The following is a 25,587-nucleotide window of genomic DNA, read 5'->3' as shown; positions in this document are numbered from 1 at the left end:
AACTCCTTCTTAGGTTACGGGTTACGGGTTAAGGTTCACTTGAAGTGTCAAATCTTGAAGGGCAGGTGTTGAAATTAAATTCCCCTGCTCATCAACGGCAGTAAGGGATTTGATATGAAAGTTAATTGATCCCGGATTCAAGATGTTAAAAGGAAGCTTCATTACTGTCGTATTATCACTTAACGCAATGCCTTGACCACTAAATTTAGCGACAGTGTAGATAACAGTGGTTTTTGTCTCAGCCGCGATAACCCTTAAATCATCAACGCTATCCGCACCTTCAACGGTCGCACCCGCTGGCTCAACTTTAAATATGCCGCTCTGATTGCGATAATCCGCTGGAGCAAACTTCACCTGATCGAATGCTACTTTCGAAGTCTCATATTCAACCTCAACTTGGTATCCATAAATTCGGTTAGTTCCATAAAACCCGCTCAATACAACACTCATTTCAACAGGCAGCGGACCCTGAGCTGGCATTGCAGCAATTCCGCTTGGGAAACCTGGGAAATTAAAACTTGCAGAAGACGCTGGTGTACTAGGGTTATTGTTTGAAGGACTGGAACTGTCTTCGCCAATTGGTGGCAGATTATTTTCCTTTCTGTTTTCGTTAAACGCCTTCTTTTCATTTTCTTTAAGCTTTTTATAGTACTCCAGCTCAGCTTGAGCAAGGGCTTCTTCCTTTGCTTTCTTATTCGCTAATGCTTGCTTTTTCTGCTCATTAATTGCATCTTCGAGCCGCTTTAATTGCTCCTGCTTTTGCTTTTCCTTCTCTTTAGCTAACTCTTTTTGCTTATCCAATAATTTCTTTGCTTCTTCTAGCTTCTGTTTTTCTTTATTCGTCAGATCTTGTTGAAGATCTTTGGAGATATCTACGATCTTGGAGCCTGCTTTTTTATTAACTTCATCGACAATTTTCTGCATCTCATCTTTATCAACTTTACCTTCATCAACTGCAGCCTTCGCAATTCCCGAAATCAGATTATCCAGATTTTTCGCCAAACGAGTTAAATCATCTAGAGTGAATGAGGTATTTGCCAGATTAGCAGCTTTATTATCCTTCAAGCTTTGTTTTAACTTCTCAATCTGCTGATCCTGTTCTTTCTTAATGGATTCAGCATCCTTAACGATAGCTTTAATGATATCTGCAGACGTGTTCTGTATAAAGTCATTCATATCAATTGGTGAGACAATGGAATCTATTTTGTTTCCTTCCAGCACCTGCGTGATTTGCTGACTTGGATACATGGCATATGTATTAGAACCTGTTGTCCCAGTAGGAGCATTCGAATCTTTCTTAGATTGAACATTCGACTGGACGATACCCGCTGCAACCACCATTTTTGTAAGTCCTGTTATAGGGTCTACAACTACAAATAACTGAGTACCACGTACACCCATGATAGAGGTCGGCGTTTCGATTTCGAACTGGTCACTCGCATTGGAAACGGATTTCACTTTGATCCATAGTGATCCTGCCCAAACACTCATTTTAGTCTTCGTCCCACTGCTGTCTTTCAGTTTCGTAAAGGTTACTTGCGAATTCTGGCCAATGTTGAGTGTGTCTTTATCCGCATCCTTGCTGGCTAAATTAAGCTCCACCAGACCATCTTTGCCCGTAGTAATCTGATCTCCTTCATTTAAGCTCATATTATTGAATGCTTTAAAGGATTTGGAACCTCCTGACTTTAGGACACTAACCGTTCCCTTCAATGATTTAACGATAGCTACCCGCATCACCTGTTCAGCTGATGCATGTGTCGATGCCGCGAATAATGAGAGTGGACCAATAAGTAATGTCAAACACAATGTTAAAAGAAATAAACGATTGCTTCTTGCCTTCATTCTCCTGTACCTCCTTCAATAGGTAACGGCTTAGATTTCTGTTCTCCAACCGTTGTGACTTCACCAAGCACTTCCGTTACGAGGACGGGATGCTCTTTTCCTTTTACTTTCACCTCGCCAATAGACACTGTTTCAAAAAGCCCTTCTACTCGCGCCAAGGTTTCTTGACTAATGAGAATTTGACCTGGCTTCGCATTCGATTCGAGCCTAGCAGACAAGTTAACCGTATCTCCAATGGCTGTATAATCGAGTCTCAGCAGCTGTGAACCAATATTACCTACAACTGCCGGTCCGCTATTAATGCCAACACCAAAACGAACAGGGACACCAATTTCTCGTAAGCAGCGTTCCTCCAGTTCAGCCGATTGACGCTTCATCTCAAGTGCCGCGCGTACAGCTAATTCAGGGTGATTGGGCTGATTAATCGGCGCTCCAAAAATCGCCATAACGCCATCTCCGATAAACTTGTCCAGTGTACCATTCCATTTGAACACCGCCTTGGTGCAAATATCCAAATACTCGTTAAGCACCTGAATAACCTGCTCAGGCTCAAGCTTCTCAGACATCGGGGTAAATCCACGTATATCGACGAAAATAACGCTTATATCACGGCGCTGACCGCCAACTGTAATCTCCTCGCCTGATGCGAGCATCTCATCCACTACGGTACGAGGAACGAATCTGCCGAAAATATTCGTTACTCGGTTTCGTTCTTTACGCTCGCTTACGTAATGCTTAACAACCGACCATATGAATGCTGTCGTCATCGCAAGGAAGGGATAGGTAAAGGTAATGAATAAAGAGAGTATGTAATAAAGCAATATCCATACAAAGAAGAAGATGATGACAAAAGCAGCATAGAAAATGAAAGCTTTCCCACCTGTAATACGTTCAAAAACGAGCAGGGACAACAAGGTAAGTACAATAATAAATGTATAATTGACAGGCTTGGTTGCTTTAGTAAAGAATTTACCTGCAACAAGAGATTGCACCATATTAGCATGAATCTCAACGCCGTACATTTTGAGCCTCGCACTAAGAGGTGTTAAATATTCATCCTGAAGACCAGGTGCAAAAGGACCAATTAGAACGACATCCCCTTGGTAATATTCAGCTGGGATATTTCCCGACAGCACATCAAAAAACGATTGGGAGTCATACCCCGTATATACACTCATTTCCTCTCGCGGCTCGGTATAGAACTCTGTAGCGAGTTGATTGCGATTATCAACCGGTATCCGCTTATCTCCACGATACCAAGCGGACTTGTCTGGATCCCAATTAATCTGATGATCTTTATCCAGCAAGTAATTGGCTAGCTTCACACTAAGAGCAGGGACAACTGTTCCCTTCTCATCCTTTAGGCCGACAGTCACCTTCCGAACGGTTCCATCTTGATCCTGAATTACGTTAATATGAGCCAATTGATTGGGACTAGCACCTATAGTCTCGGCAGGGTAGGCCACCGATTCCGTTTCTAATAGACCCGCCCCATCCTGTTTTGCTTTCAAGTTAAAAACAACGGGGAGAACGACATTAGGATACTTCTTCATGGTCTCGGCCATCAAAGCATCGCTTGCGGGATCTTTACCGGGTTCAGCCAATACAATATCAAGTGCAATAGCTTTGGCCCCTGCATCTGCAAGCATGCTGATCAATTGGGCATAAAGACCGCGATCCCAAGGAAATTGACCCAGCTGGTCAAGCGAATTCTGATCGATCTTGATAAGCTTGATATTAACATTTGGAGCCCGCTCCACATCCGATTGCTGCATGACTTTATCCTGTAGCACCGATTCAAGTCTGTTCAACGTTCCACCGGTGCCCAAGTTACTTAACAGAGACCAAAACAAACAAGTTAATATTCCGACTGCAATCGTTAACAGCCATTTACGCCTCTGCATATACGCCTCCTAAAAGTTATCTGCTTACTTCCTGAAACAGCTTCTATGTAAAGCAGATAACCACTTCGGAAGCATACACTTAGTTATCTGCTTACTTCCTGAAACAGCTCCTGAAGCATCAACCTAGTATCCGCTTTCTTCTTAGTACTACTGGGCAATTCTCTCTATTAATCTATTCTTTATTCTAGTTCAATTTTACAACGAATGGCAATAATTATTGTCGAATAAACAAGAAAAATCCCATTCCTTATCTGATAAGGAATGGGATTCAACATGTATAAGATATTCAGTAGGAAGGAAATTAGTTATTAAAGGCGACATCCGCAATTTTGATGGAATCTGTAGGACAGCCATCAGCTGCATCTTGTAGATCATCATAAAGATCCTCGGGGATTTCTGTATTTCCTTTGTTGCCATCACTGAGGTAGATAACTTCAGCAAGACCTTCATCATCATAGTCATAAATATCAGGTGCTGTTGCTCCACAAGCGCCGCAAGCTATGCACGTATCTTTTTCAACCCAAGTAAATTTCGACATTTAATTGACCTCCTAAAAATTTTTGCATTACGCTTACGAATACTTCTCTGCGAGCAATAACCCGTTTCAAAAGTAGACGCTAATTAACTAGTAATACGTACAACCTCACTCATCACTATATAACATATGCTCATCAGTTTGCAAGGATGTACCACGAATTCGTTTGTTCCGAATAAGGACTGAGGGATCATCACCAAGCATCCCCGCTGTAAGCACGGCGTCCTCGCCAAATTTATCACGGAGCATGTCCATTGCTTTCGTTAGAGCGGCCTTTTTGGGTGCCTCTTCAAAATTAAAAATATCAAGCTGTACCGCTGTTTCAGCTTGTAGGGATAGGTTTTGCAAGGTTACACCAAGCAATCTCACCGGCTCACCTTCACGCCAATGCTTATCAAATAATTTGCAAGCCTCACGGTGGATATCTCTCGCCGAATCAGTTGGCGTGGGGAGTGTACTTGAGCGATTTATTGTCGTCATATCAGGCTTACGAATTACAATTTGTATCGTAGCGGCAAGCATTTTTTGACGGCGCATTCTTCTGCCCGTCTGATCAGCCAAATTTAATAACACACGGTGCACTTCGTCGCGGTCTGTTACATTCTTGGGCAGTGTTGTCGTATGACCAATCGACTTATTGCGCTCTCGATCCGCGTGAACAGGAGAATGATCGATGCCGTGAGCTGCTGCTTTCATCCAGCTGCCAAGTACACCAAATTGCTTCACAAGCATGGCTTCATCGGTTGCTGCAAGCTGTCCCAATGTGCGAATGTTCAATTTTTTAAGTTTTTCTGCTGTCTTGCGGCCGATTCCAAATAAATCATCACAAGGCTTATTCCAGAGCAGCCTGGGCACATCGCGAATACGAAGCACCGTAAATCCATTAGGCTTCTGCATATCGGAAGCCATTTTCGCAAGAAGCTTGTTTGGGGCGATCCCGATTGAACAGGGTAAGCTCCATTCGCTTTGAACACGATCCTGGATGGCATGGGCTATTTCTAAAGGCTCTCCAAAAATGGACGATCCGCTTATGTCTAAGTAACATTCGTCAATCGATGTAGCTTCGACCAAAGGTGTATATTGTCTAGCCACGGACATAAAACCTTTTGAATATTTACGATAGAGCTCAAAGTCCGGCTGTATGAGTATCAAATCGGGACACAATTGTATCCCTTGCCTTACCGTCATCCCGGTCTTAACACCAAGCTTGCGAGCAGCATAGGATGAGGTAACAATAATTCCTTTTCGAAGCTCTACGCTGCCTGCTACAGCTGTCGGCCTTCCTTTATAGAGGTGTGGCTCTTCTGCCTCATGAACAGAACAGTAGAAAGCATTCATATCCAAATGAATAATGACCCGGCCTTTGCCAGCTAGCTTGGGCTCATCAGTCTTCAACATAACTGGCTCTCCTTTGGTTATCATTTATCGTTTCGTACAAGCATATATTCGCTTATAGATGGTCGCAATCTATTATAACACGGGATATCCTTACTGTTAGCAATACCGACTTTGGATCTACATTTACGCCCTGTACAACACATGTTATAATAAGAAATTATGTCTTTTGATAGGAATCAGGAAGCAAAAGAGGAGGCATCCGGTACATGGCAAATTCGATCTCAATTTTTGATACCACGCTGCGTGATGGCACACAAGGCGAAGGAATTAGTCTTTCGGCAGATGACAAATTAAAAATCGCCCTGAAGCTTGATGCACTTGGCGTTCATTATATCGAAGGCGGAAATCCCGGAAGCAATAGTAAGGATATTGAGTTTTTCCAACGTGTCAAAGCCTTGAATCTTAAGGCCAAAGTTACTGCATTCGGCAGCACAAGAAGGAAGAACAGTATCGCCGATCAGGACAGCAGCTTGATCCGCATTGTGGAGTCTGGCGTCCCTGCTGCAACACTCGTAGGCAAGTCATGGGACTTCCATGTACGTACAGCCCTTCAAACCACACTCGAAGAGAATCTCGCTATGATCTTCGATTCCTTCGCTTACTTGAAGAGAAACAATGTCGAAGCGATTTTTGATGCGGAGCATTTCTTTGATGGGTACAAACATAATCCGGAGTATGCGTTAATGGCGCTGCGCAAAGCACAAGATGCAGGTGCAGATTGGGTTGTGCTCTGTGACACAAACGGCGGTACGCTGCCATCGGAGATTCACGAAATTGTATCCCGTGTTCGCGCTGAGCTTACAGCACCGCTAGGTATACACACCCATAACGATTGCGAGCTCGCGGTCGCCAACTCACTAGCCGCTATTCAAGCGGGTGCTCGTCAGGTACAGGGAACCATTAATGGTTATGGTGAGCGCTGTGGTAACGCTAACCTTTGCTCAATCATACCGAATCTCCAAGTGAAAATGGATTATCGCTGCATTAGCGATGAACAACTGCAATCTCTTACAACGACAGCACGTTATGTCAGTGAAATTGCCAATGCGAATATGCCTGTTGGACAGCCTTTCGTAGGCAATGCGGCATTTGCTCATAAAGGCGGCATTCATGTCTCCGCCATCATGAAGGACTCCAAGACTTATGAGCATATTAGCCCAGAGCTTGTCGGCAACAAGCAGCGCATCCTCGTTTCTGAGCTTGCGGGACAAAGCAACATTATTTCGAAGGCGCAGGAGCTTGGACTCGATGTTACTGCAAACAATGACAAAACGAAGGAAATAATGGAGCGTATTAAAGAGCTTGAGCACCAAGGCTATCAATTCGAAGGAGCCGACGCCTCCCTTGAGCTTCTGCTGCGTGATGCTTTTGGTGAGATGACCGAAATCTTCAAGCTTGAATCGATGAAGCTAATTGTCGAGAAATCGAATGGCGGCATGAATGCTGAAGCTATCGTTAAAGTGAAGGTGGATGGACAGACCGTTTACACCGCTGCCGAGGGTAATGGGCCAGTTAATGCCCTTGATAACGCGCTTCGCAAGTCTCTCGAACAGTTCTACCCAAGTATCAACAATATTCATTTGGTCGATTATAAAGTGCGAGTTATTGATGAGAAGGATGCTACAGCTGCCAAGGTTCGCGTGCTTATGGAATCGACCGATTTCAATAATACCTGGAATACAGTCGGCGTCTCAAGCAACGTGATCGAGGCCAGTTGGGAAGCTTTAGTAGACAGTATCCGCTATGCCCTGCTCAATATGGCCAAAATCAAAAAAACGCAGGATGAACCACGTGAACAGCTCGGATTAGTGAATCACTAATCCTTCTTCTATTACACAATAAACGCCAAGATTCAGCTGATCAGCTAAATCTTGGCGTTTTCTGCGTCTCCGGCTCTATTTATGCCTGCCTTAATACTACTTCTTCACTTTCTCTCTCTCATTAAGGTCAATCCATTTCTCGATTAACCCTTCCCACTTTGATTTCGTGATCACGCCTGTGATCCGCTCCCTCACAATTCCCTCACTATCGACCAGCAAACTGGTCGGAAACGATGTGACTTTATACAGATCCGTCGCTTTTCCATCTCGATCCATCAAGATCGGAAACGTTAGCTTTTGCTGATCAACGAATTCTCTAGCTTGTCTCTCCTTATCATAGCTCGTTGCATTAACGCCGTATAATTCAAGCAGTCCGCCGTATTTAACCGACAAGTCCTGCATATCAGGTGCTTCGAGCTCACACGGACCACACCAGGAAGCCCAAAAATTAATAAGAAGCAGCTTGTCACGCTTTCCACCTATTGCCATACTTTGATCGCTTAGGTTGGGCAACTGCAAAGTGGGTGCTGTGAACCCTGGTTTCGGTTTCATATCGCTAGAAGCGGCTAATGCCACTTCCTGCTTTCCTCTATTTTGATAAACAGCTGCGCCTGCCAAAAGAAGAACAACAACTAATAACACAAGAGAACGTTTCATGCTAAGCCTTCTTTCCTTCTGATAATTCGTTTACCTTCGTTTACCTATCACCTATATGTTACCACGCCGGAGAATGGATGCTCAAGCTGAGGGGCACATTACCACTAGATCGCCACATTTACCCATGGGGGCTAACAACATAATGGATAAAGTCAAATCAAGATGGACAGCAGATAAATCAAGCAAAATGCAAGTTTTCACCTCTGAGAACAAGAATCATGCTGCTGGCAAAAAACAGAACAAGCCAGATTCAAGCAGCCAAGGAAAATGGAAGGCATATATCGCATTAGCATCCGTTCCAATGGTGCTCGTTCTAGGCAATTCAATGCTGGTCCCTATATTACCCGATATGGAGAAAGAACTTCACATTTCCTCCTTTCAAGCTAGTCTAGTCATTACCTTATTCTCACTTGCAGCGGCGATTGCTATTCCATTCGCAGGCTTCCTATCTGATCGTTTCTCCCGAAAAGCGATTATACTTCCTTCACTGGCCATATATGGCATCGCAGGTATTGCAGCAGGTATTGCGGCTGTTATGCATTCTTACGGCTTCTTAATCGCAGCTAGAGCTCTTCAAGGGATTGGAGCTGCAGGGACAGCGCCAATCGCAATGGCATTGGTTGGTGATAAATATAAGGACGGTACTGAAAGTGAAGCATTAGGATTAATTGAAGCCTCTAATGGGGCTGGCAAAGTCATTAGCCCTATTCTCGGTTCATTGCTTGCACTAATCGCCTGGTATGCCCCTTTATTCGCCTTCCCGTTATTCTGCGCTGCTGCTTTTGCCGCTATGCTTCTTATGATAAAGGAACCTCCTAATGAGAAAAAAGCAACTTCAGCCAAAGTATACCTCTCTGATATCAAAAAGATCTTTCACGAGAAAGGAAAATGGCTTCTTGCAGCTTTTATAGCGGGTTCATTAGGCTTATTTATCTTATTCGGAGTCTTATTCAGACTATCTGACTTGCTTGAGAAAGCACCTTATCATATCGATGGTGTTGCAAAGGGAGGTGTTCTCGCCATTCCTCTTCTCGGCCTTGTGGCGACCTCCTATCTAACAGGAAAGAAAATTAAATCGAACGGTTCACTCATGCGCAAGCTCATGATTACCGGACTTGGTCTCATGAGCGGATCTCTTGCAATGGCAGCTTGGCTTCACAGCAATATTTATGCTTTAATAGGTTTCGCCTTATTAAGCAGCATTGGCACAGGACTTCTTCTGCCTTGCCTAAACACGCTCATTACCGGTTCAGTGGACCGTCCACATCGCGGAATGGTCACTTCCTTATACAGCAGCTTGCGCTTCTTCGGCGTTGCGATTGGACCACCACTATTTGGCTATATAGCCAAGCGCTCCGATACGCTTCTGTTTGGAATTGTTGCGGGGCTGGCGGCAGCTGCGTGTGTATTAATCATCGTTTGCGTCCGTCCACCTGCGAAGGTTAACAAACAAGTCTAAGACTTCCTCTGTTCACCTGCTAACGATATAATGATTGTGTTCTGCGCAGATTGTACAGGAAGGGATTTCTTAATCAATGACAAGCTATACAAACTCATTCCCTGATAAAAATATTTCGATGCATTCTACTTGGAAGCAACAGCCGATCAAGGCAGCAATGACAGTGAACGCCTGGCAAGCCATGCTACACCACTGCAGGTCCGATATGCCAAATGAAGCATGTGGAGTACTCACGTGCAGTCATTCATCTGAGATGATTAATCAGAGGCAGAACGGCATTCTTAGCGTGGACCAAATCTATCCCATATCCAATACAGCCGAGCACGCGAATCAAAATTTCCGTTTTGATCCGAACGATTGGATTACAATCCTTTATCGCATACAAAAAAACCGACAATCACTTGTCGGCATCTATCATTCGCATCCCAGCACTAATCCGCTGCCAAGTCTCGCGGATCTAGAAGGGATGCAGTACGTCCCTGCTGTATCTTACTGGATTGTTTCCTTCCCCCATTTAGAGCAGCCTGATGTGCAGCCCTATTGGTATAACAGGAAGACTTTCACGCCTTTAATGCTTGCTAAGATAGGCGTATAGATCACCTAACGTTACAATATTGCGGTTCAAAATGCGCTTCAAATATTTCAGCCAGAGCTTAGCTGTCATAATCGAGTCCTCTAGCGCATGATGCCGCTGTGTGACTTCTATTCCGTTATTCTCAAGAAGATCATCTAGACTGTATCCCTCAAGCCTAGGCTCCAGCCATTTGGCCACCATCATCGTATCTAACACTCGGTGTGTTAGATTTATTTTTGAAGTCCGCCACAAGGCTGCATTGAGAAACTGCTTATCATGACCGCTTGCATGAGCAATAAGCATTCTTTTACCCACGAATTCCATGAAGTCATGCAGAACCTGGATCAAATCAGGCGCTGACCCAGCCATCTCATTGGTAATTCCGGTCAATTCAATAATATGTTTGGGTACCTTGCGCTTTGGATTGACCAGACTATAAAAGGAGCGACTCTCTATGATTTCTTCACCTTTGAGTGTAATCGCACCAATCGATAAAATTTCGTCCCCATTGCTTGGATAGAAGCCCGTCGTTTCCAAATCAAAGACGACAACCTCCATTTCACGCAGCGGCTGATCCAAGATCGATTCCTTGCGTTGATCCTTTGACATGGAGCGAATGAATGCCATTTGCTGTGCATTTTGCGCGCCAAGCATAGATGCAATTGCAGGTGTGATGCCTCCCATTTTGTAGAGATGCCACATCCGCCCGACGCCTTTTTGCTCTTTCATCTTTCTCCCCTCCGCCTTACTTACAGCCTGCCCATCGTTTGTTTATAGACGCTCCGCTGAAGCTTTTTACCTATTCGCAGCCCGCTTTTCAATTCTTGGATCATATCCCTCGTCAGCCTGCGACTAGCAAGCTTACCACTATTCGAATAGAAACCTTCCTCATTACGTTCGGTTGTCATCAGTCTAAGCTTTAGAAACAAACGGAATACATCCGAGTAAATATCAGCATTCGCTTGCGATAGCTTCCCTTGCTGTACCAAACCTCTTATACGCCCTAATGTTGACGTTTGACGCAGTCCGCACTCAATACTAAGCAGTCGAATTGCATTAACCATGGGAATATAAGCGCCATACTTCACGTCCAAGCTGCCTGCATCTTCCCCATACTGCTCCTTAAGTAATTGACCAAAAACGCCAAGCAGCATCTTGTGACGCATTGTGTTATTCAGCATATGCTTCACGATAACCGGATTTTTTAACATATCGGAATAAAAATGATCTTGAAGTGTAAGAAGAAGGCTCTCTTTACCATAAATCAATCGGCAATCCGCTACGATAAGCAGGTAGCGTACTCGCTCCCAATTCGGGTCCTCAAACCAGCTATTCAGCTGTTTCTTCCACTCGGAGAGTGATTGATTCCAAAGCTTATTGGTACTGATGACCTCCCCCTCACAAGGAGGATAACCCACTTGCTTCAACAGCTCGACGATCGTTTTTGAAAAAACATTAAAATATTGCGATATTTCTTCCCGCTTTGTTTCGTCATCAGAGTCGCCATAGATTAATCCGCTATCCTGATCACTTGATAATGTCTGCTCTTCTCTTCCGCCGCTGCCAAACAATAAATACGCGTAAGGCACGGGAGGGGAACCATTCCCCATCCGTGCCATCTGCTCCTCCGAGAGGGCAATCGTTCGCTTAATTAAAGCGTCATGCACCCTGTTCAGATCCATATAAAATTGTTCGACCGGTTGTTCAGAGAGCAGAGCTTCCATTTGCTCGTGGATTTGATCCCGCAAGCCGCGAAGCGTCCATACATCATCGGCAGTACCGATTAAAGAAAGAAGCTTCGCACAAACCGGATCGCTCATGCAACCCTCACCCCTGGTGTCAGTATGAACTGTCATTTGCTGAGATTACAGACTTTGTTGCGCTTTTTTCATTTGCTCTGGGTAGCCGTAAGTACCATGCTCCGAGAGATCAAGACCGATAATTTCTTGCTCTTCCGTAACACGCAAGCCCATAACAAGCTTCATGATACCAAGCAACAAGAAGGATGCTGCAAGTGTGTAACCTCCACAAACGACAACGGATTCGAATTGAACCCACAATTGATGCCAGTTACCTGTGTCAATCAAACCACCTTGACCTACATTTAGTTTCTTAGCAAGAAGATCGGTTGCGAAGATACCATTAGCAAGCGTACCCCAGATACCTGCTGTTCCATGTACGGAAAGAGCGAAGATCGGATCATCCACTTTGACTTTCTCAAAGAATTTGGAGCTGAAGAATACGAGAACACCAGCTACTAGACCAATGACAACCGCTGCCCAAGGATCTACGAACGCACAAGTCGCCGTAATCGCTACGAGACCTGCGAGTGCGCCATTCAATGTAGTAGTGATGTCAGCTTTGCCATTTACTAACCAGGAGATCAGCAATGCCGCTACTGCACCTCCAGCTGCACCCAATTGTGTATTAAACGCAACGTAACCGAAAAATCCATCACCTACACTAAGCGCACTACCGGCATTAAAACCGAACCATCCTACCCAAAGGATTAATACGGATAAAGCTCCGAATACTTGGTTGTGACCAAGTATTTCATTAGCGGAACCATCCTTGTTGAAGCGACCGATACGAGGTTTGAGAAGAACGGTTGCCGCGAAAGCTGCAATTGCACCTGTTAAGTGAACAACCGTCGATCCTGCGTAGTCTTGCGCACCTTTTGTGAACAACCAACCAGATGAACTCCAAATCCAGTGAGCGACAACCGGATAAATAAGTGCTGTAAACAAAACTGTGAAGACAAGATAGGCCGAAAGCTTTGCCCGTTCTGCGAATCCACCCCAAGCAATGGAGAGCGACACTGCAGCGAAAGCTAGTTGGAAGATGAAGAAGATTGTGGTCGGCAACGACTCGCCATCTCCTGCTGCAATTGATGGTGCAAAGAAGTAACTGCCGGAGCCAATAACTTGACTGATTGAGTTAGCGGCATTTTCACTACCAAAAGCGAATGCATATCCAACAGCCCAGTATACTAATGTACAAAGACCTAAAGTGAAAATGGTTTTACCTGCAATATGTCCTGCATTCTTCATGCGTGTTGAACCAGATTCTAATAATATGAAGCCAGCTTGCATAAGAATAACCAGTATTGCTGCAACCATAACCCAGATCGAGTTCAGTCCCATATTCAGAGTTGCTGCGGATGGATCATCGGCGAATGCTAATGCTGGGAATAATAACAATAGAGCACTTAATGATACTAATAACTTTTTAACCATGGACGACCACTCCCTAATGTGATGTTATTTAACACGATATGAAAGACTTAATGTCATTATAGTCAGAAGTGCCCCATTTGACAATATGCTTTTATCATTTTCTTCAATAAAATCTAACATTAGCTTGCTCGAAACTATTTAATGTTAAGTTTTTTCACAAAAATAAAGCGAAAACGTTTGAAATCGACGGCTATCCTTCGCCTTTACAGCATTTATCTGAACACTTACATCTTTATTCTCATGTTGAAAATGAAAGAATTGCTCCATTCGCTAGTTATGTCAGCTTTGTTACATTTTATATTTGAAAAGCATAACGTTTGACTGTATGGTTCTTAATTCGTTATCATAGGATATATAAAGATGGACTCGTGCGCATTAATGAAAGAAGGTGGAAACGTTGCAAGAGCATCCGTTATACCGGATAGGTGAATTATCAAAGTTGGCCGACGTTAGCCCTCGTACGATTGATTTCTATACTTCAATGGGGCTTCTTGAACCAGAAAAACGCTCTGCAAAAAATTATCGTCTTTATAGTGATGAAACTTTGCTTCGTCTCAAACGTATTGTACAAATGAAGAAAGATAAATATTCTCTTGATGAAATCAAGGCTAATATTAATGGTTGGCGCAAGGTTTCATCTGAAGAGCAGGTCTCAAGTAAGCTCACTGACCTCCAGCTCCATCTGGAGCAGCTCCAACGTGAAGTCAAAGAGCTTGAACCTGTTCTTAGTCAATTGAAGCCACAACAGGCCAAGCTGCTCTTCAAACGGCTTGTTCCCCAGACAGCAGCCTGCGTCGAAGCGCTAATGCTTCTTCTTAATAAAGGCGGTCTGATGTAACAGCAAAGCCCACGCAAAAACTTAGTTTATGCTTCCGATGTAGTTTTCGCTTCAAGAATACCTAATCGGTATTCTTAGGCAGAGCCACGCAAAAACTTAGTTTATGCTTCCGATGTAGTTTTCGCTTCAAGAATACCTAATCGGTATTCTTAGGCAGAGCCACGCAAAAACTTTTAGGAGGGAAAGCTTATGTTATTTTTTCATCCCATGGACTTTTTGATCATCATTGCATTCCTTTTATCTTTATGGGCTCAATTTCGAGTTAAAGGTACTTTCAACCGTTGGGCGGACGTCGAAGCGATGAGCGGGCTAACTGGCTACGAAGCTGCTAGAAGGATGCTCGATCGTAATGGCCTGCAAGATATACCCATCGAGCCCGTAGCAGGCTCACTCACAGACCACTACGATCCTATTCATCGTGTTGTACGTTTATCCGAACCCGTTTATTACGAAAGATCCATCTCAGCCATCTCTGTGGCTTGTCACGAGATCGGACATGCGATCCAGCATAAAGAGCATTATCCGATGCTCGCATTGCGTCATCGTATCTTCCCAGTCGTCAACTTTGCTTCTGGTTTCGCACCATTCTTGCTGATTGCTGGTTTTATGTTTAATTTCACTGGATTGATCACTCTAGGTATCCTTTTCTTCTCCTGCGCTGTCGCATTTCAGTTAATCACCTTGCCTGTTGAGTTTAATGCTAGCAGTAGAGCTCGCGACATAATGGTTTCCGAAGGCTTCATTACGAACGAGGAAGAGCGCGGCGTCGGTAAAGTACTTAATGCTGCTGCGCTAACCTACGTAGCCGCAGCACTCATTTCCTTACTGACACTAGTCAAATACATCATGATCTCTCAAAGCCGAGACTAAGTGCACCATCGACTTTAAAAGTAGACGCAACTCAAAAAGAGACGGGAATTCTATCCCGTCTCTTTTCTTTGCAATGCAACAGCCAAAAAGCACAATTATTACAGGCTCTTAACCATAATCAGTGCTTGCCACACGACTAACCTAGCGAAGCGGATGGAATCGTTCTGAAGAAGCGATAGCGGTCGCCTTTGTCTCCCGATTTCTACCCCTAAGGGATAGAATCAAGAAATAGGGAGACAACAGCGATCGTAAGAATGATCCGTCTGCGCAGCGGCCTTCTACGTACAAGGCTTCGAATATATCAAGTAGCGAATTATTGAGCGGTAGTCTTTTATTGGAACCAGGTTGAAATCGACTATATTTTAACACAAACAAAAATAGCATGCAGATTATGAATGCTAATCTGCATGCTTTTTTGTATATTACATCACATTTACCATTCCAAACGGAATCCGTTACACCAAGCCGATCCCTTATTATGTTCTAAATCTTGAAAGTGTCTCTTTAAGCCCTTTCGATACCATCTCCAGTTTATCAGAGAGTCTGACCAAGCCTTCCCCAATGCTGGTTTGTTCACTACTCAGGGAAGCTACTTGCTCTGAAGTTGCTGATGATTCCTCTGCAACCGCACTGACGTTGCTCATTGCTTCAGAGAGAACAACTTGCGAACGCTCCAACCCAGAGATTGAATTCGTAACTGTACTTAGACGACCTACAAAATCACCCATTTGACTTTGTACCGTTAAGAAAATTTGATTGGCTTCTTTTACCGAAGAAATCTGTTCTTGGAAAATCGGATATGCGGTTGAAAGAACATTAACCGTCTCATCGATTTCTCTTTGGATTGTATCGGTAATTTGGCCGACGATCTCGATGGATTGACGAGATTGATCCGCCAATTTACGAATTTCATCTGCTACTACCATGAAACCTTTACCAGCTGCGCCTGCGCGAGCCGCTTCTATCGTTGCATTCAGCGAAAGGATATTCGTTTGCTTGGACACATTACTCAACAAGTCGAGAATTTTACGGATCGAACGAGTACTTTCTTTGAGACGATCTACCTTTTCCACCATTGAACGAGTCATTTCTTCCGTTAAACCGGTTTTCTCAATGAGACTGTTCATATAGGCTGTTCCTTGCATACTTGCGCGTTCCACCTCTGAAGCTGCAACGCCCATCTCTTCATTAGCTGACATGACCTGCTGCATTTGATCTCCGATTTCCTGAGTCAAATCACTGCCTTTATCAGCTTCAATCGCCAGACTAGATGCCCCATTAGCGATCTCTTCAGTTGCAACAGCTATCTCCTTAGCGGATATAGCCGTTTTCTTTGAAGCATCTGTCAGCTCACCCGCTGTACTAAGCACATCTTGGGCAGACTGATTCGTTTGGGTTACAAGCTGCGTTATTTGCGCCATCATCTGATTAAAGCTCTGAGAAAGCTGCCCAATCTCATCCTTTGATTTCACTTTAGATCGAACAGATAAATTCCCCTGTTCCCCTTCAGTCATTAGGTTCTTGAGTCGAATAAGCGGCATCGCAACCATTCGAATTACAAGCAATCCTATTCCGATGGCCAGCAAAGCAGCAATTGCAGCAATGATCCATGTGATGTCACGGATCTGAGCAGCATCTTTAACCAGTTCGGCCACCGGAACCGTTCCAAGCAAATACCAATTCGTGGAGTCTATTTTGCTATACACGGCAAGAATCTGATTACCATCCTGATTAACGGTCTCAGAAGCTTTTGGAAGCATATCCTTTCCATTCGTTAGCTTGACGACTGAATCATTGCCGAGCTTGCCAGGAAGGGAAGAAAATATAATTTTATTGTTAGAATCAACGATTGATATGTCACTGCCTGCCCCAAGCTTAAGATCCTCTAACTGTTTAGCAATTTCTTTCAGGTAGATTTCTACAACAACAATAGAGGTTGCCTCATTAGTTATCGCGTTTTTCATAACACGGCCCAGAGCAACCGTAGGCTCTGACAAAGTTCCACTGTACCCTTTTTCTTTTGAAGGGAGCCATACAACTCGACCGGAAGCAGCTACTACTGACTTCATCCAGTCAGATTTTTGCGCTTCTGCCGTTCTTATGTTGGTCCCACCTATCGTAACGGTATTGTCATCTCCTTTAATAGGAACAACAGCCGCTCCCACGATACTTGAATTACCAAGAATATAAGTTTGAATGGTTTCACTTACTTTCTTAAGCGCATCAAATTTATCGTAGTCCTCCTTAGTCCCCGCATATTTTTGCAGATTTTCTTGAATATTTTTATCAAGTAGAATTTGCATCGTCAACGCGTCATAATTACCGAACATGAGATCGAGTTTACCTTGAGATTGTGAGATCGCGACTGTATCCGATTCAGATACCTTTTTCTTAATGATAGATTTGGAAGTGGAATAAGAAAATAATCCAACTACCAATACACAGACCAAAATGGCCGAGAAAATAATCAGAAATAACATAGTACCAACTGATTTGAATGGACTTTTTAACTTCATGCCTCCTATTGCCTGAACTGAATTCGAATATAATGACTTTATATTCTTCGAGTCTTTCTCTGGTACATTATTCTCTGCCTTCTTGTTGGAACTCATCTTAAGACACCACCTGTTTGTAGTAGTTTTTCATTCTGCATCTAATAAGTCTGTGGGCACGTGTCAATCCGTGTATGCAGTTCATCCAGCTAGTGCTATCTAATAGCTGAATATACCTAATTACTCCATAGTCCCATTACTTTCTTAATCACTTTTTAACGTGCAACATCCTATATATCGGTAATTCAATCCGCATTTGTTATAACATCAAGAAAAATGCCCACAAAAAAAACTTCCTGATCTCATACTGATCAGGAAGCTCTAGGACTAATGACTTATACTTTTATTTCTTCTCGAGACGAACTCGTTTACGCATCATATCCATCGGCTTTACAGGAAAGTCGGTTTTGATAACGATTGACTGCAAGGGGTGTCGAGCTGCATCAAGTGCATTCCCTTGCGTATCTGTTAAATCACCAACTGTTTGTTTAAAGAACGTCCCTTGAGGGCCAAAGAACTCAACTTCTTGCCCAGGCTTGAAATGGTTACGCTGCTGAACTACAGCTAGTTCTGTCTGCGGATCATACGAGAGGACAACGCCAGCAAAATCATAAGGTGCCAGCTTCTCCTCCGGCTCATAAATATGATCTTCAGATCCTGGTGTATCATAGAAAAACCCTGTATTCAACGGTCGATTCGCTGCTTTCTGGATATCATCCAGCCACACTTGCTTAAGCTCATAATGCTCCGGATCAGCCATATACGAGTCAATAGCTTGTCGATAAGCATTAACAACCGTTGCAACATAATGGAGGCTTTTCATGCGACCCTCTATTTTGAATGAGTCAACGCCCACCTCAATTAAATCAGGAATATTTTCTAACATACACAAGTCTTTGGAACCCATCGTGAATTTGTCTTCTTCGGGCTTAAACATCGGCATGTCTTCTTCAAAGATATCGTATTTCCATCGGCAGGATTGTGAGCAGCCTCCACGATTGGAATCGCGATCCGTAAAGTGATTGGACAGTACGCATCGACCAGAGAATGAGGAGCACATTGCCCCATGGATAAACGCTTCGATTTCGATGTCAACATGCGCTTTAATCTCTGCTATTTCCTCCAAGCTGACCTCACGAGCCAATACAACACGAGGGATTTGTTCTTCTTTCCAGAACTGTACAGCCTGCCAATTCAAAGTCGATTGCTGTGTGCTCAAATGAACTTCCAGCTTCGGTGCCACCCGCTGAGCTGTCTCGATGATAACGGGATCAGCAGCAATAATAGCGGCAATACCAGCATCCTGCAGGCTGCGCAAATAGTCCTCAAGCCCAGCGATGTCTTCATTATGAGCATAAATATTTGTGGCAACAAACACCTTTGCACCATAGCGGCTTGCAAACTCAACGCCTTCCTTCATTTCTTCAAAGCTGAAGTTATCCGCGTTCGAGCGCAGTCCGTATTTCTGCCCACCTATATATACTGCATCTGCACCATAATGGACAGCAAATTTTAATTTTTCCAAATTACCCGCAGGGGCTAGCAGCTCCGGTTTTGCAAGCCGATGCCTTTTCCCACTATAACGGGGAGAAGTTTCTGTACGCATCACATATACACCTCCAATAAATCCGAATGACTAATAAACCTGTTCCTTATAAAAGAATCCGAACGAAAGCTCACGAGCAGGATCCTGAACGGCCGTAATGGCATCAAGCCATTCTTCACGGAACGAATAACCTTCCGGATCTGCAAAATATGCGTCTATCGCTGCTCGGTAAGAACGAATGACCACTTCATTGTACGCTATTGATTTTAACAGCGTCTCAATCTTGAAGCTATGGATTCCTACTTCCATTAGTTCATGTAAATTCTCTAACATGCACAAATCATCCGAGCTCATTATATGTGTACCATTGCTATCCTCATAAATAGGGAAGCGTTCATCAGGCCGCTCCATCTCAATCAGATAGAGCCCATCTTCAATCTTCCCTCTCGGCTGCGTCGATGTTTCCAACTCATGTGTAAGAGGTGTGCGTTCTGACTTCTCGTGATGGTCCAGATAGTTATGAACAAGCGGTCTCTTGGAATGATAAATGTTGGTTAATCCGTGAACCTGTACTTGAATTTCAAGATCGGTATGTGCCTTCGTTTCCAATACCTGCTCCATATTAAGCTCGCGGGCTAGTACAAATCTTGCTGCACCCCGTCTACCCCAGTAATTCGCAGTTTCGTAATTAGTTGAGGTCATCTCTGCATTCCAATGCAGCTTCATTTCAGGGGCTATACTGCGAACAGTCATGAGGACAGCTGGATCACCAAAAACGATGCCATCAACACCTGCGTCAGATAGTTCTTGGATATAACCCGGCAATGTCTTCACAGTCTCGTTATCCATTAAATTATTAAGCGCTGCATATATTCGCACACCATGCGGTTTAGCGATCTTGACTGCTTCACTTATTTGATTGCTGTCAAAATTCCCAGGCAATCGCATCCCGTAACGCGATTCACCGATTACGAATGCATCTGCACCCGCACTGATCAGCCGCTCGATTTCCTCAAGTGAAGCTGCTCCAGCTAACAGCTCTGGCTTCGTTGTCATCGCTTACGCCTCCTTAATTTTGGTTACTTTTCTCAATATTGCGATTATGTTCCTTCAAGGTTTGGGCAAATAAATGTTTATGACTGCCATCCTTTTTGGTTACATAGTAGAAGTAATCGGTTTTCTCTGGGAATAAGGCTGCTTCAATGGACTTTAAGCTTGGTGAAGCAATAGGTCCGGGTGGAAGACCTTTTATCCGGTAGGTGTTATAGGGGCTGTCCACCTTCAAATCCTTATCATACAGCCGTTCCTTTGGTTTATCGAGGGAATATTGTACCGTTGCATCAATTTGCAGCGGCATCCCTTTCTCCAATCGATTATAGATGATACCTGCAATGATTGGACGTTCCTCGTCCACAACAGCCTCACGTTCAATAAGGGAAGCAATGGTCATAATCGAAGGGAAATCCATTTTACGTTCTGTCATTGCCTCTTCCCAATTATCAGGAAGTTTTTCTAGCTTATGGTCAAGCTCTTGCAGCATTCGGATGATGATATCTTCTGGCTTGCTGCCTTTCTCTAATTCATAGGTCTCTGGGAAAAGATACCCTTCAAGCCGATGACGAAGTTCAGCCTTCTTCGGCAGAAGACGGACTGCCTCCGCATCACCCCAAGTTCGGTCTGTATCTGCAAGCTTAATGAACGCCTCTTTATCTACATAACCCGCTTTGGCAAGCGTGTCAGCTATTTGCTCTACTGTGTAGCCCTCCGGTATCGTGAATCGGATCGTCTCCGACTTCAATGTCTCACCGCTGTTAAATTTAGCAATAATTGCATCCTTATCCATACCCGGCTGCAGATCATATACGCCCGCTTGAAAACGCGCTCCTTCATTCTTATAACGCAAATAATATTTAAAAATAAATGCATTTCTGATAATACCTTGATTCTCCAGCTCTTCAGCTAACTGAAAAGGAGACATTCCTTTTTTCAGTTCGATTTGTTTGACTTCGCCCGAGGATGTGGGTTTTAAGCCGTTCCAGATGTAGAAGGCAATACCTGCCGCAAATATAATCATTAGGCCAAAAAGGGTTACTATAACCCATAAAGTAATACGGCCGCGCCGTGGCCCTGCCGGGCGAATTACGTTGTCTTCCGGCTTGCCTTCTACCGGCTGGTGCTGTGAGTGATCCAAGCGTATGCATCCTCCATTTCTAAATTAGCACGGAAAAAGGGCGGTCTGAGCCGCCCCACCGTACTTCTATACAGTTATCTCACTTAATTATCCGACAAACAAAGCTTAGGGTTGTTCTTCGCCTTCAAACATCAAATCATCAAAGGCTTCAGCTACAGTTTCCCACTCGTCTTCATCCTCAATGGACTCAAGCTCCGGTTCGGTATCTTCGCTTATTAAGACACGGAAAAAAGCAACTTCATCCTGCTTACGCATGGATACCGACTGCAAACCTGCATAAGCCTGATCACCAATACGATACTCGGCGATAATATGATAAGGTTCTGATTCGCCTTCATCTCCGACTAACTCAACCTCAGCGCCATAAACAGGCTTCAAAACCGAAATACGTTCTACTTCAGACATGTTGTTGCTCTCCTTTCGTCCAATTGACTAACCCATTACTCGGTTTCGTCGATTTCCGCAAGAAGGGTATTGAATGTCTCTTCAACCATATTCCACTCTTCTTCATTTTCAATCGTATACAATTTCAGATCATCGCCTTCCTCTTCATAACGGAAAGCGTAAACCTCGTCTGCTTCCTCATCCTCTTCTTCTTCTGAAGAATCGGTATTAAGCGGAACGACCATCATATATTTCTGATCGGAGCCGTCTACTTCAAACTTCATGACAACCTCGAATTCTTCTTCATTACCGTCTTCATCCGGAATGTAGATGATTTCTGGCTCTTCGTACTGCATGTCGTCCTTTGTCATCGTTACCCTCACCTTTTCGTTTTAGAATCGAGATAATTTTGCAAAATGAGCGCTGCCGCCATTTTGTCCACCACTAACTTTCGCTTCTTACGGCTAACGTCTGCCTCTATAAGCGTTCGCTCAGCGGCAACGGTCGTTAGCCGTTCGTCCCAAAGGTGTACGGGTACATTAAGTTTTTGCTGCAAATTTTGTGCGAATGCGATGCAAATTTCGCCACGCGGACCGATGGTGCCATTCATGTTCTTCGGTAAACCGACTACAATTTCACTTACTTCATGCTCTTTAACCAGCTTTTCAATCGCTTCAACCTCGCTGTTATCGCGTCGTTTCTCCACGATTCCAAGCCCTTGCGCGGTCCAGCCAAACGCGTCGCTGACGGCTACACCGATTCTACGGTCACCGTAATCCAATCCCATAAGACGCATTGTAAGGCGGCCTCATTTCTCAAAGGTTTAGTTGCGGTGCTGACTTAAATAGGAGCGTACGAGCTCTTCAATCAACTCGTCTCGTTCCTTTCTGCGAATTAAACTTCTGGCGTTGTTGTGCCGTGGAATGTACGCGGGATCTCCCGACAACAAATAGCCAACAATCTGGTTGATCGGATTGTAATCTTTCTCGAGCAATGCATCATAGACTGATAACATAATTTCTCTCGAAGAAGTTTCCACTCCTTCCGCCTTCACGTCAAACTTCATTGTCTTATCCATGGAATTCATCGCCAGCACCTCACTTTCCAAGCCGTTTAACAGCCTTAATATACCTGTATCATATCACATTTGCCTGTGTTAGAACCAGCATTTCGGCAATTTGCAGAGCTTCCTTCAATTTGGCAGGATCCTTGCCTCCTGCTTGAGCCATATCAGGACGACCTCCGCCTCCACCACCGCAAGCAGCTGCCGCTTCTTTGATGATTTTTCCGGCATTGAAACCTTGCTTAACAAGCCCAGGAGATACAGCAACTACAAGATTAACTTTATCCTCAGCAACAGCTCCAAGCACAATAATTGCATCTGTTAGCTTAGCTTTCAACTCATCTACGATCCCACGTAAAGCATCCATATTCGGTGCTTGAACCTCTGCGGATAAAACGGTAATACCATTGATCGTCTTGGCTTGTGATTCCAGCGAGCCTGCCTCAATACGGCTCAGCTTGCCTTGAAGCGATTCATTCTCACGCCCCAGATCCTTCACCTGCTGATATAGCGACTCAATTCGCTTAGGAACGTCACTCACATTTGCTTTCAACAGAGCTGCAGCCTGTTTGAGGAGCTCCAGCTGACCCTCCATATAAAGATAAGCATTGCGCCCCGTAACGGCTTCAATTCGGCGAACTCCTGAGCCGATCCCACTTTCACCTATTAGCTTAAAGAGACCGATTTGAGCTGTATTCGTAACATGACAGCCCCCACAGAGCTCTAGACTGTAATCACCTACTTGTACAACGCGCACGATATCACCGTACTTCTCGCCGAATAACGCCATAGCTCCCATTGCTTTAGCTTCAGCTAGTGATTTGTACCCGATAGTGAGCTGCGTACCTCGCCAAATCTGCTCGTTCACCCGGCGTTCAATATCCACCAACTCTTCAGCACTGATACTTCCGAAATGGGAGAAGTCAAACCGCAATCGATCCGGTTCTACCAATGAACCCGCCTGGTTAACATGTTCACCGAGGACATCTTTAAGCGCACGATGAAGCAAATGCGTTGCCGTGTGATTCTTGATCGTATCTTCCCGAGTTTGCGTCGTTACGGCGGCTTGTACAAGATCACCCACATGTACAGTTCCACTTGTCACAGTCGCATGATGCACAGGTTGACCATGAGGAGCTTTTGTCACATTTTCTACAGATAATGTGAATCCCTGACCTGTAATAATACCACTATCCCCGACTTGTCCACCACTTTCAGCATAGAATGGAGTACGGTCTAGGACAATCAGAAGCTTGCTTCCTTCAGCTGCCGTATCTACAAGAGCATCCCCATCTATGATGGCAATTATTGATGCGCCTTCGGTAACCAAATCTTCATAACCGATGAATGCTGACTTCGTTGTAAAATCAGCAAGCGCTCCGCCCTGCACATTCATACTGCCCGTATCCTGACGAGCTGCACGAGCCCGCTCACGCTGCTCTTCCATGGCTGAATCAAAGCCAGGGCGATCCACTGTCATCCCATGCTCTGAAGCATAGTCCTCTGTAAGGTCGAACGGGAAACCAAATGTATCATACAGCTTGAAAGCATCTTGCCCACTTATTTGCAGCTGACCTGCCGAACGAGCTCCCGTAACGAGATCAGCAAGCAGTGCAAGTCCATCTGACAGCGTCTCATGGAAACGTTCCTCTTCGGTCCGAATAACTTTCTCGATGAATTCGCGTTTCTCTACCACTTCTGGATAGTAACCGCCCATAATATCGCCAACTACCTTAACCAGCTCATGAAGGAAAGGACGATCTATACCAAGCGTTTTTCCATAACGCACTGCACGTCTCAGTAGACGACGGATGACATAGCCTCTGCCTTCATTTGAAGGCATTACACCATCACCTACCGCGAATGCCACCGTACGTATATGGTCAGCGATAACTTTGAAAGCAATATCATGCTCCTCGTTAACATGATACTTAAAACCGGTTATCTCACTCGTTTGCAAGATGAGCGGCTGAAATAGATCCGTGTCGAAGTTCGAATCCACATCCTGCAAAATGGAGGCAAACCGCTCAAGTCCGGCACCTGTATCAATGTTTTTATTAGGCAGCGGCGTGTAGCTTCCGTCTTTATTATGATTATATTGCGAAAACACCAGGTTCCATACTTCAAGGAACCGTTCATTTTCTCCGCCAGGCCAACATTCAGGATCGCTCAGGTCACCATATTTGTCTCCACGATCATAAAATATCTCTGTACACGGTCCACAAGGGCCTTCGCCGATATCCCAGAAATTCTCTTCAAGCTTATAAATTCGCTCTGCTGGGAGACCGATCTTCTCATTCCAAAAACGGTATGCCTCTTCGTCTTCTGGGTATACAGTGACAGATAGACGGTTCGGATCAAAGCCAATCCACTTCGGATCTGTCATGAATTCCCATGCCCATGTAATAATTTCTTCTTTAAAATAATCGCCTATAGAAAAGTTACCGAGCATTTCAAAGAAGGTATGATGGCGCCGAGTCTTACCTACATTCTCGATATCATTCGTACGAATGCATTTCTGGGAGTTAGCAATACGCGGATTCTCAGGCTTCACTCGGCCGTCAAAGTAAGCCTTAAGCGGTGCCATCCCAGCATTAATCCATAGCAGCGAAGGATCGTTGTGAGGTACAAGAGAAGCACTTGGTTCAATAATGTGACCTTTACTTTCGAAAAAGGTAAGCCACTTGGAACGGATTTCACTTGCTTTCATAGGGT

At 44.3% G+C, this 25,587-nt stretch carries 22 protein-coding genes; 5 read left to right on the top strand and 17 right to left on the bottom strand.

Features of this window, described 5'->3' with window-relative positions; genetic code table 11:
- Positions 1-21: 21 nt before the first annotated feature.
- The 4 genes from EKN16_RS03285 to EKN16_RS03270 all read right to left on the bottom strand — a co-directional run bounded on the left by EKN16_RS03285 (position 22) and on the right by EKN16_RS03270 (position 5,682).
- Positions 22-1,845 carry a FecR domain-containing protein gene (locus EKN16_RS03285; RefSeq protein ID WP_125653688.1) on the bottom strand — a complete coding sequence of 608 codons (1,824 nt, stop codon included), beginning with the start codon at positions 1,843-1,845 and terminating at the stop codon, positions 22-24.
- On the bottom strand, positions 1,842-3,749 hold the full coding sequence (locus EKN16_RS03280) for a CHASE2 domain-containing protein (protein WP_125653687.1): 1,908 nt from the start codon (positions 3,747-3,749) through the stop codon (positions 1,842-1,844). The genes EKN16_RS03285 and EKN16_RS03280 overlap by 4 nt, the downstream gene beginning before the upstream one ends.
- A 301-nt stretch (positions 3,750-4,050) precedes the next feature.
- Positions 4,051-4,287: a ferredoxin gene (locus tag EKN16_RS03275; protein WP_125653686.1), complete on the bottom strand. Its 237-nt coding sequence runs from the start codon at positions 4,285-4,287 to the stop codon at positions 4,051-4,053.
- 105 nt (positions 4,288-4,392) lie between these two features.
- The gene (locus EKN16_RS03270) at positions 4,393-5,682 is read right to left on the bottom strand and encodes a DNA polymerase IV (RefSeq protein WP_125653685.1); all 1,290 of its coding nucleotides are present in this window, start codon (positions 5,680-5,682) and stop codon (positions 4,393-4,395) included.
- A 206-nt stretch (positions 5,683-5,888) separates the two neighbouring features.
- On the opposite strand from EKN16_RS03270, the gene cimA reads away from it, so the two are divergent.
- The gene (gene cimA / locus EKN16_RS03265) at positions 5,889-7,502 is read left to right on the top strand and encodes a citramalate synthase (protein WP_125653684.1); all 1,614 of its coding nucleotides are present in this window, start codon (positions 5,889-5,891) and stop codon (positions 7,500-7,502) included.
- Between the two features lie 96 nt (positions 7,503-7,598).
- Here cimA and EKN16_RS03260 read toward each other — a convergent pair whose 3' ends face one another.
- The gene (locus tag EKN16_RS03260; protein WP_125653683.1) at positions 7,599-8,159 is read right to left on the bottom strand and encodes a TlpA family protein disulfide reductase; all 561 of its coding nucleotides are present in this window, start codon (positions 8,157-8,159) and stop codon (positions 7,599-7,601) included.
- Between the two features lie 142 nt (positions 8,160-8,301).
- On the opposite strand from EKN16_RS03260, the gene EKN16_RS03255 reads away from it, so the two are divergent.
- A complete protein-coding gene (locus EKN16_RS03255; protein WP_125653682.1) occupies positions 8,302-9,618 on the top strand; it encodes an MFS transporter in 1,317 nt (438 codons plus the stop codon).
- 76 nt (positions 9,619-9,694) lie between these two features.
- The gene (locus EKN16_RS03250; protein WP_125653681.1) at positions 9,695-10,213 is read left to right on the top strand and encodes a M67 family metallopeptidase; all 519 of its coding nucleotides are present in this window, start codon (positions 9,695-9,697) and stop codon (positions 10,211-10,213) included.
- Here EKN16_RS03250 and EKN16_RS03245 read toward each other — a convergent pair.
- From EKN16_RS03245 to EKN16_RS03235, 3 genes are read right to left on the bottom strand one after another with little or no spacing between them, the layout of a single operon-like run.
- Positions 10,187-10,921, bottom strand: coding sequence for a 3'-5' exonuclease (locus EKN16_RS03245; RefSeq protein ID WP_125653680.1), 735 nt, complete (start codon positions 10,919-10,921; stop codon positions 10,187-10,189). The genes EKN16_RS03250 and EKN16_RS03245 overlap by 27 nt on opposite strands.
- A 20-nt stretch (positions 10,922-10,941) precedes the next feature.
- A complete protein-coding gene (locus EKN16_RS03240) occupies positions 10,942-12,012 on the bottom strand; it encodes a DUF294 nucleotidyltransferase-like domain-containing protein (RefSeq protein ID WP_125653679.1) in 1,071 nt (356 codons plus the stop codon).
- A gap of 45 nt (positions 12,013-12,057) precedes the next feature.
- Positions 12,058-13,428 (bottom strand): ammonium transporter, encoded by a 1,371-nt coding sequence (locus tag EKN16_RS03235; RefSeq protein ID WP_125653678.1) that lies wholly within the window; start codon positions 13,426-13,428, stop codon positions 12,058-12,060.
- A gap of 397 nt (positions 13,429-13,825) precedes the next feature.
- Here EKN16_RS03235 and EKN16_RS03230 point away from each other — a divergent pair, with 397 nt between their 5' ends.
- Complete coding sequence (locus EKN16_RS03230) at positions 13,826-14,266, top strand: MerR family transcriptional regulator (protein ID WP_125665812.1); 441 nt, start codon at positions 13,826-13,828, stop codon at positions 14,264-14,266.
- A 189-nt stretch (positions 14,267-14,455) separates the two neighbouring features.
- A complete protein-coding gene (locus tag EKN16_RS03225) occupies positions 14,456-15,136 on the top strand; it encodes a zinc metallopeptidase (protein WP_125653677.1) in 681 nt (226 codons plus the stop codon).
- Between the two features lie 476 nt (positions 15,137-15,612).
- Here EKN16_RS03225 and EKN16_RS03220 read toward each other — a convergent pair whose 3' ends face one another.
- From EKN16_RS03220 to alaS, 9 genes are all read right to left on the bottom strand, one after another.
- On the bottom strand, positions 15,613-17,748 hold the full coding sequence (locus EKN16_RS03220) for a methyl-accepting chemotaxis protein (RefSeq protein WP_232016184.1): 2,136 nt from the start codon (positions 17,746-17,748) through the stop codon (positions 15,613-15,615).
- Between the two features lie 283 nt (positions 17,749-18,031).
- Positions 18,032-19,294, bottom strand: coding sequence for a peptidase U32 family protein (locus EKN16_RS03215; RefSeq protein WP_125665808.1), 1,263 nt, complete (start codon positions 19,292-19,294; stop codon positions 18,032-18,034).
- Between the two features lie 30 nt (positions 19,295-19,324).
- Positions 19,325-20,290 carry a peptidase U32 family protein gene (locus tag EKN16_RS03210; RefSeq protein WP_125653676.1) on the bottom strand — a complete coding sequence of 322 codons (966 nt, stop codon included), beginning with the start codon at positions 20,288-20,290 and terminating at the stop codon, positions 19,325-19,327.
- 13 nt (positions 20,291-20,303) lie between these two features.
- Positions 20,304-21,425, bottom strand: coding sequence for an endolytic transglycosylase MltG (mltG, locus tag EKN16_RS03205; RefSeq protein ID WP_232016182.1), 1,122 nt, complete (start codon positions 21,423-21,425; stop codon positions 20,304-20,306).
- A gap of 105 nt (positions 21,426-21,530) precedes the next feature.
- Positions 21,531-21,830, bottom strand: coding sequence for a DUF1292 domain-containing protein (locus EKN16_RS03200; RefSeq protein ID WP_125653675.1), 300 nt, complete (start codon positions 21,828-21,830; stop codon positions 21,531-21,533).
- Between the two features lie 35 nt (positions 21,831-21,865).
- A complete protein-coding gene (locus tag EKN16_RS03195) occupies positions 21,866-22,180 on the bottom strand; it encodes a DUF1292 domain-containing protein (RefSeq protein ID WP_125653674.1) in 315 nt (104 codons plus the stop codon).
- An 8-nt stretch (positions 22,181-22,188) separates the two neighbouring features.
- Positions 22,189-22,605 carry a Holliday junction resolvase RuvX gene (gene ruvX / locus EKN16_RS03190; RefSeq protein ID WP_125653673.1) on the bottom strand — a complete coding sequence of 139 codons (417 nt, stop codon included), beginning with the start codon at positions 22,603-22,605 and terminating at the stop codon, positions 22,189-22,191.
- A 27-nt stretch (positions 22,606-22,632) separates the two neighbouring features.
- Positions 22,633-22,896, bottom strand: coding sequence for an IreB family regulatory phosphoprotein (locus EKN16_RS03185; protein ID WP_125653672.1), 264 nt, complete (start codon positions 22,894-22,896; stop codon positions 22,633-22,635).
- A 49-nt stretch (positions 22,897-22,945) separates the two neighbouring features.
- Positions 22,946-25,582 carry an alanine--tRNA ligase gene (gene alaS / locus EKN16_RS03180; RefSeq protein ID WP_125653671.1) on the bottom strand — a complete coding sequence of 879 codons (2,637 nt, stop codon included), beginning with the start codon at positions 25,580-25,582 and terminating at the stop codon, positions 22,946-22,948.
- Between the last annotated feature and the right edge of the window lie 5 nt (positions 25,583-25,587).

Origin of the sequence: Paenibacillus baekrokdamisoli, assembly GCF_003945345.1 — a bacterium.
GTDB classification, from domain to species: Bacteria; Bacillota; Bacilli; order Paenibacillales; family Paenibacillaceae; genus Paenibacillus_Z; species Paenibacillus_Z baekrokdamisoli.
Note: the sequence above shows the minus strand (reverse complement) of the source record. Positions and strands in the feature narration are given on the sequence as shown.

Excerpts from the sequence above, each read along its gene's own strand:
- EKN16_RS03225 (WP_125653677.1), top strand. The coding sequence starts at position 14,456 with ATGTTATTTTTTCATCCCATGGACTTTTTGATCATCATTGCATTCCTT.
- EKN16_RS03255 (WP_125653682.1), top strand. The coding sequence starts at position 8,302 with ATGGATAAAGTCAAATCAAGATGGACAGCAGATAAATCAAGCAAAATG.
- EKN16_RS03245 (WP_125653680.1), bottom strand. The coding sequence starts at position 10,921 with ATGAAAGAGCAAAAAGGCGTCGGGCGGATGTGGCATCTCTACAAAATG.
- EKN16_RS03210 (WP_125653676.1), bottom strand. The coding sequence starts at position 20,290 with ATGACAACGAAGCCAGAGCTGTTAGCTGGAGCAGCTTCACTTGAGGAA.
- EKN16_RS03270 (WP_125653685.1), bottom strand. The coding sequence starts at position 5,682 with ATGTTGAAGACTGATGAGCCCAAGCTAGCTGGCAAAGGCCGGGTCATT.
- EKN16_RS03235 (WP_125653678.1), bottom strand. The coding sequence starts at position 13,428 with ATGGTTAAAAAGTTATTAGTATCATTAAGTGCTCTATTGTTATTATTC.
- EKN16_RS03215 (WP_125665808.1), bottom strand. The coding sequence starts at position 19,294 with ATGCGTACAGAAACTTCTCCCCGTTATAGTGGGAAAAGGCATCGGCTT.
- EKN16_RS03250 (WP_125653681.1), top strand. The coding sequence starts at position 9,695 with ATGACAAGCTATACAAACTCATTCCCTGATAAAAATATTTCGATGCAT.
- EKN16_RS03280 (WP_125653687.1), bottom strand. The coding sequence starts at position 3,749 with ATGCAGAGGCGTAAATGGCTGTTAACGATTGCAGTCGGAATATTAACT.
- EKN16_RS03240 (WP_125653679.1), bottom strand. The coding sequence starts at position 12,012 with ATGAGCGATCCGGTTTGTGCGAAGCTTCTTTCTTTAATCGGTACTGCC.
- EKN16_RS03195 (WP_125653674.1), bottom strand. The coding sequence starts at position 22,180 with ATGACAAAGGACGACATGCAGTACGAAGAGCCAGAAATCATCTACATT.
- cimA (WP_125653684.1), top strand. The coding sequence starts at position 5,889 with ATGGCAAATTCGATCTCAATTTTTGATACCACGCTGCGTGATGGCACA.
- EKN16_RS03185 (WP_125653672.1), bottom strand. The coding sequence starts at position 22,896 with ATGAATTCCATGGATAAGACAATGAAGTTTGACGTGAAGGCGGAAGGA.
- EKN16_RS03285 (WP_125653688.1), bottom strand. The coding sequence starts at position 1,845 with ATGAAGGCAAGAAGCAATCGTTTATTTCTTTTAACATTGTGTTTGACA.
- EKN16_RS03200 (WP_125653675.1), bottom strand. The coding sequence starts at position 21,830 with ATGTCTGAAGTAGAACGTATTTCGGTTTTGAAGCCTGTTTATGGCGCT.
- alaS (WP_125653671.1), bottom strand. The coding sequence starts at position 25,582 with ATGAAAGCAAGTGAAATCCGTTCCAAGTGGCTTACCTTTTTCGAAAGT.
- ruvX (WP_125653673.1), bottom strand. The coding sequence starts at position 22,605 with ATGCGTCTTATGGGATTGGATTACGGTGACCGTAGAATCGGTGTAGCC.
- EKN16_RS03275 (WP_125653686.1), bottom strand. The coding sequence starts at position 4,287 with ATGTCGAAATTTACTTGGGTTGAAAAAGATACGTGCATAGCTTGCGGC.
- EKN16_RS03260 (WP_125653683.1), bottom strand. The coding sequence starts at position 8,159 with ATGAAACGTTCTCTTGTGTTATTAGTTGTTGTTCTTCTTTTGGCAGGC.
- EKN16_RS03220 (WP_232016184.1), bottom strand. The coding sequence starts at position 17,748 with ATGAGTTCCAACAAGAAGGCAGAGAATAATGTACCAGAGAAAGACTCG.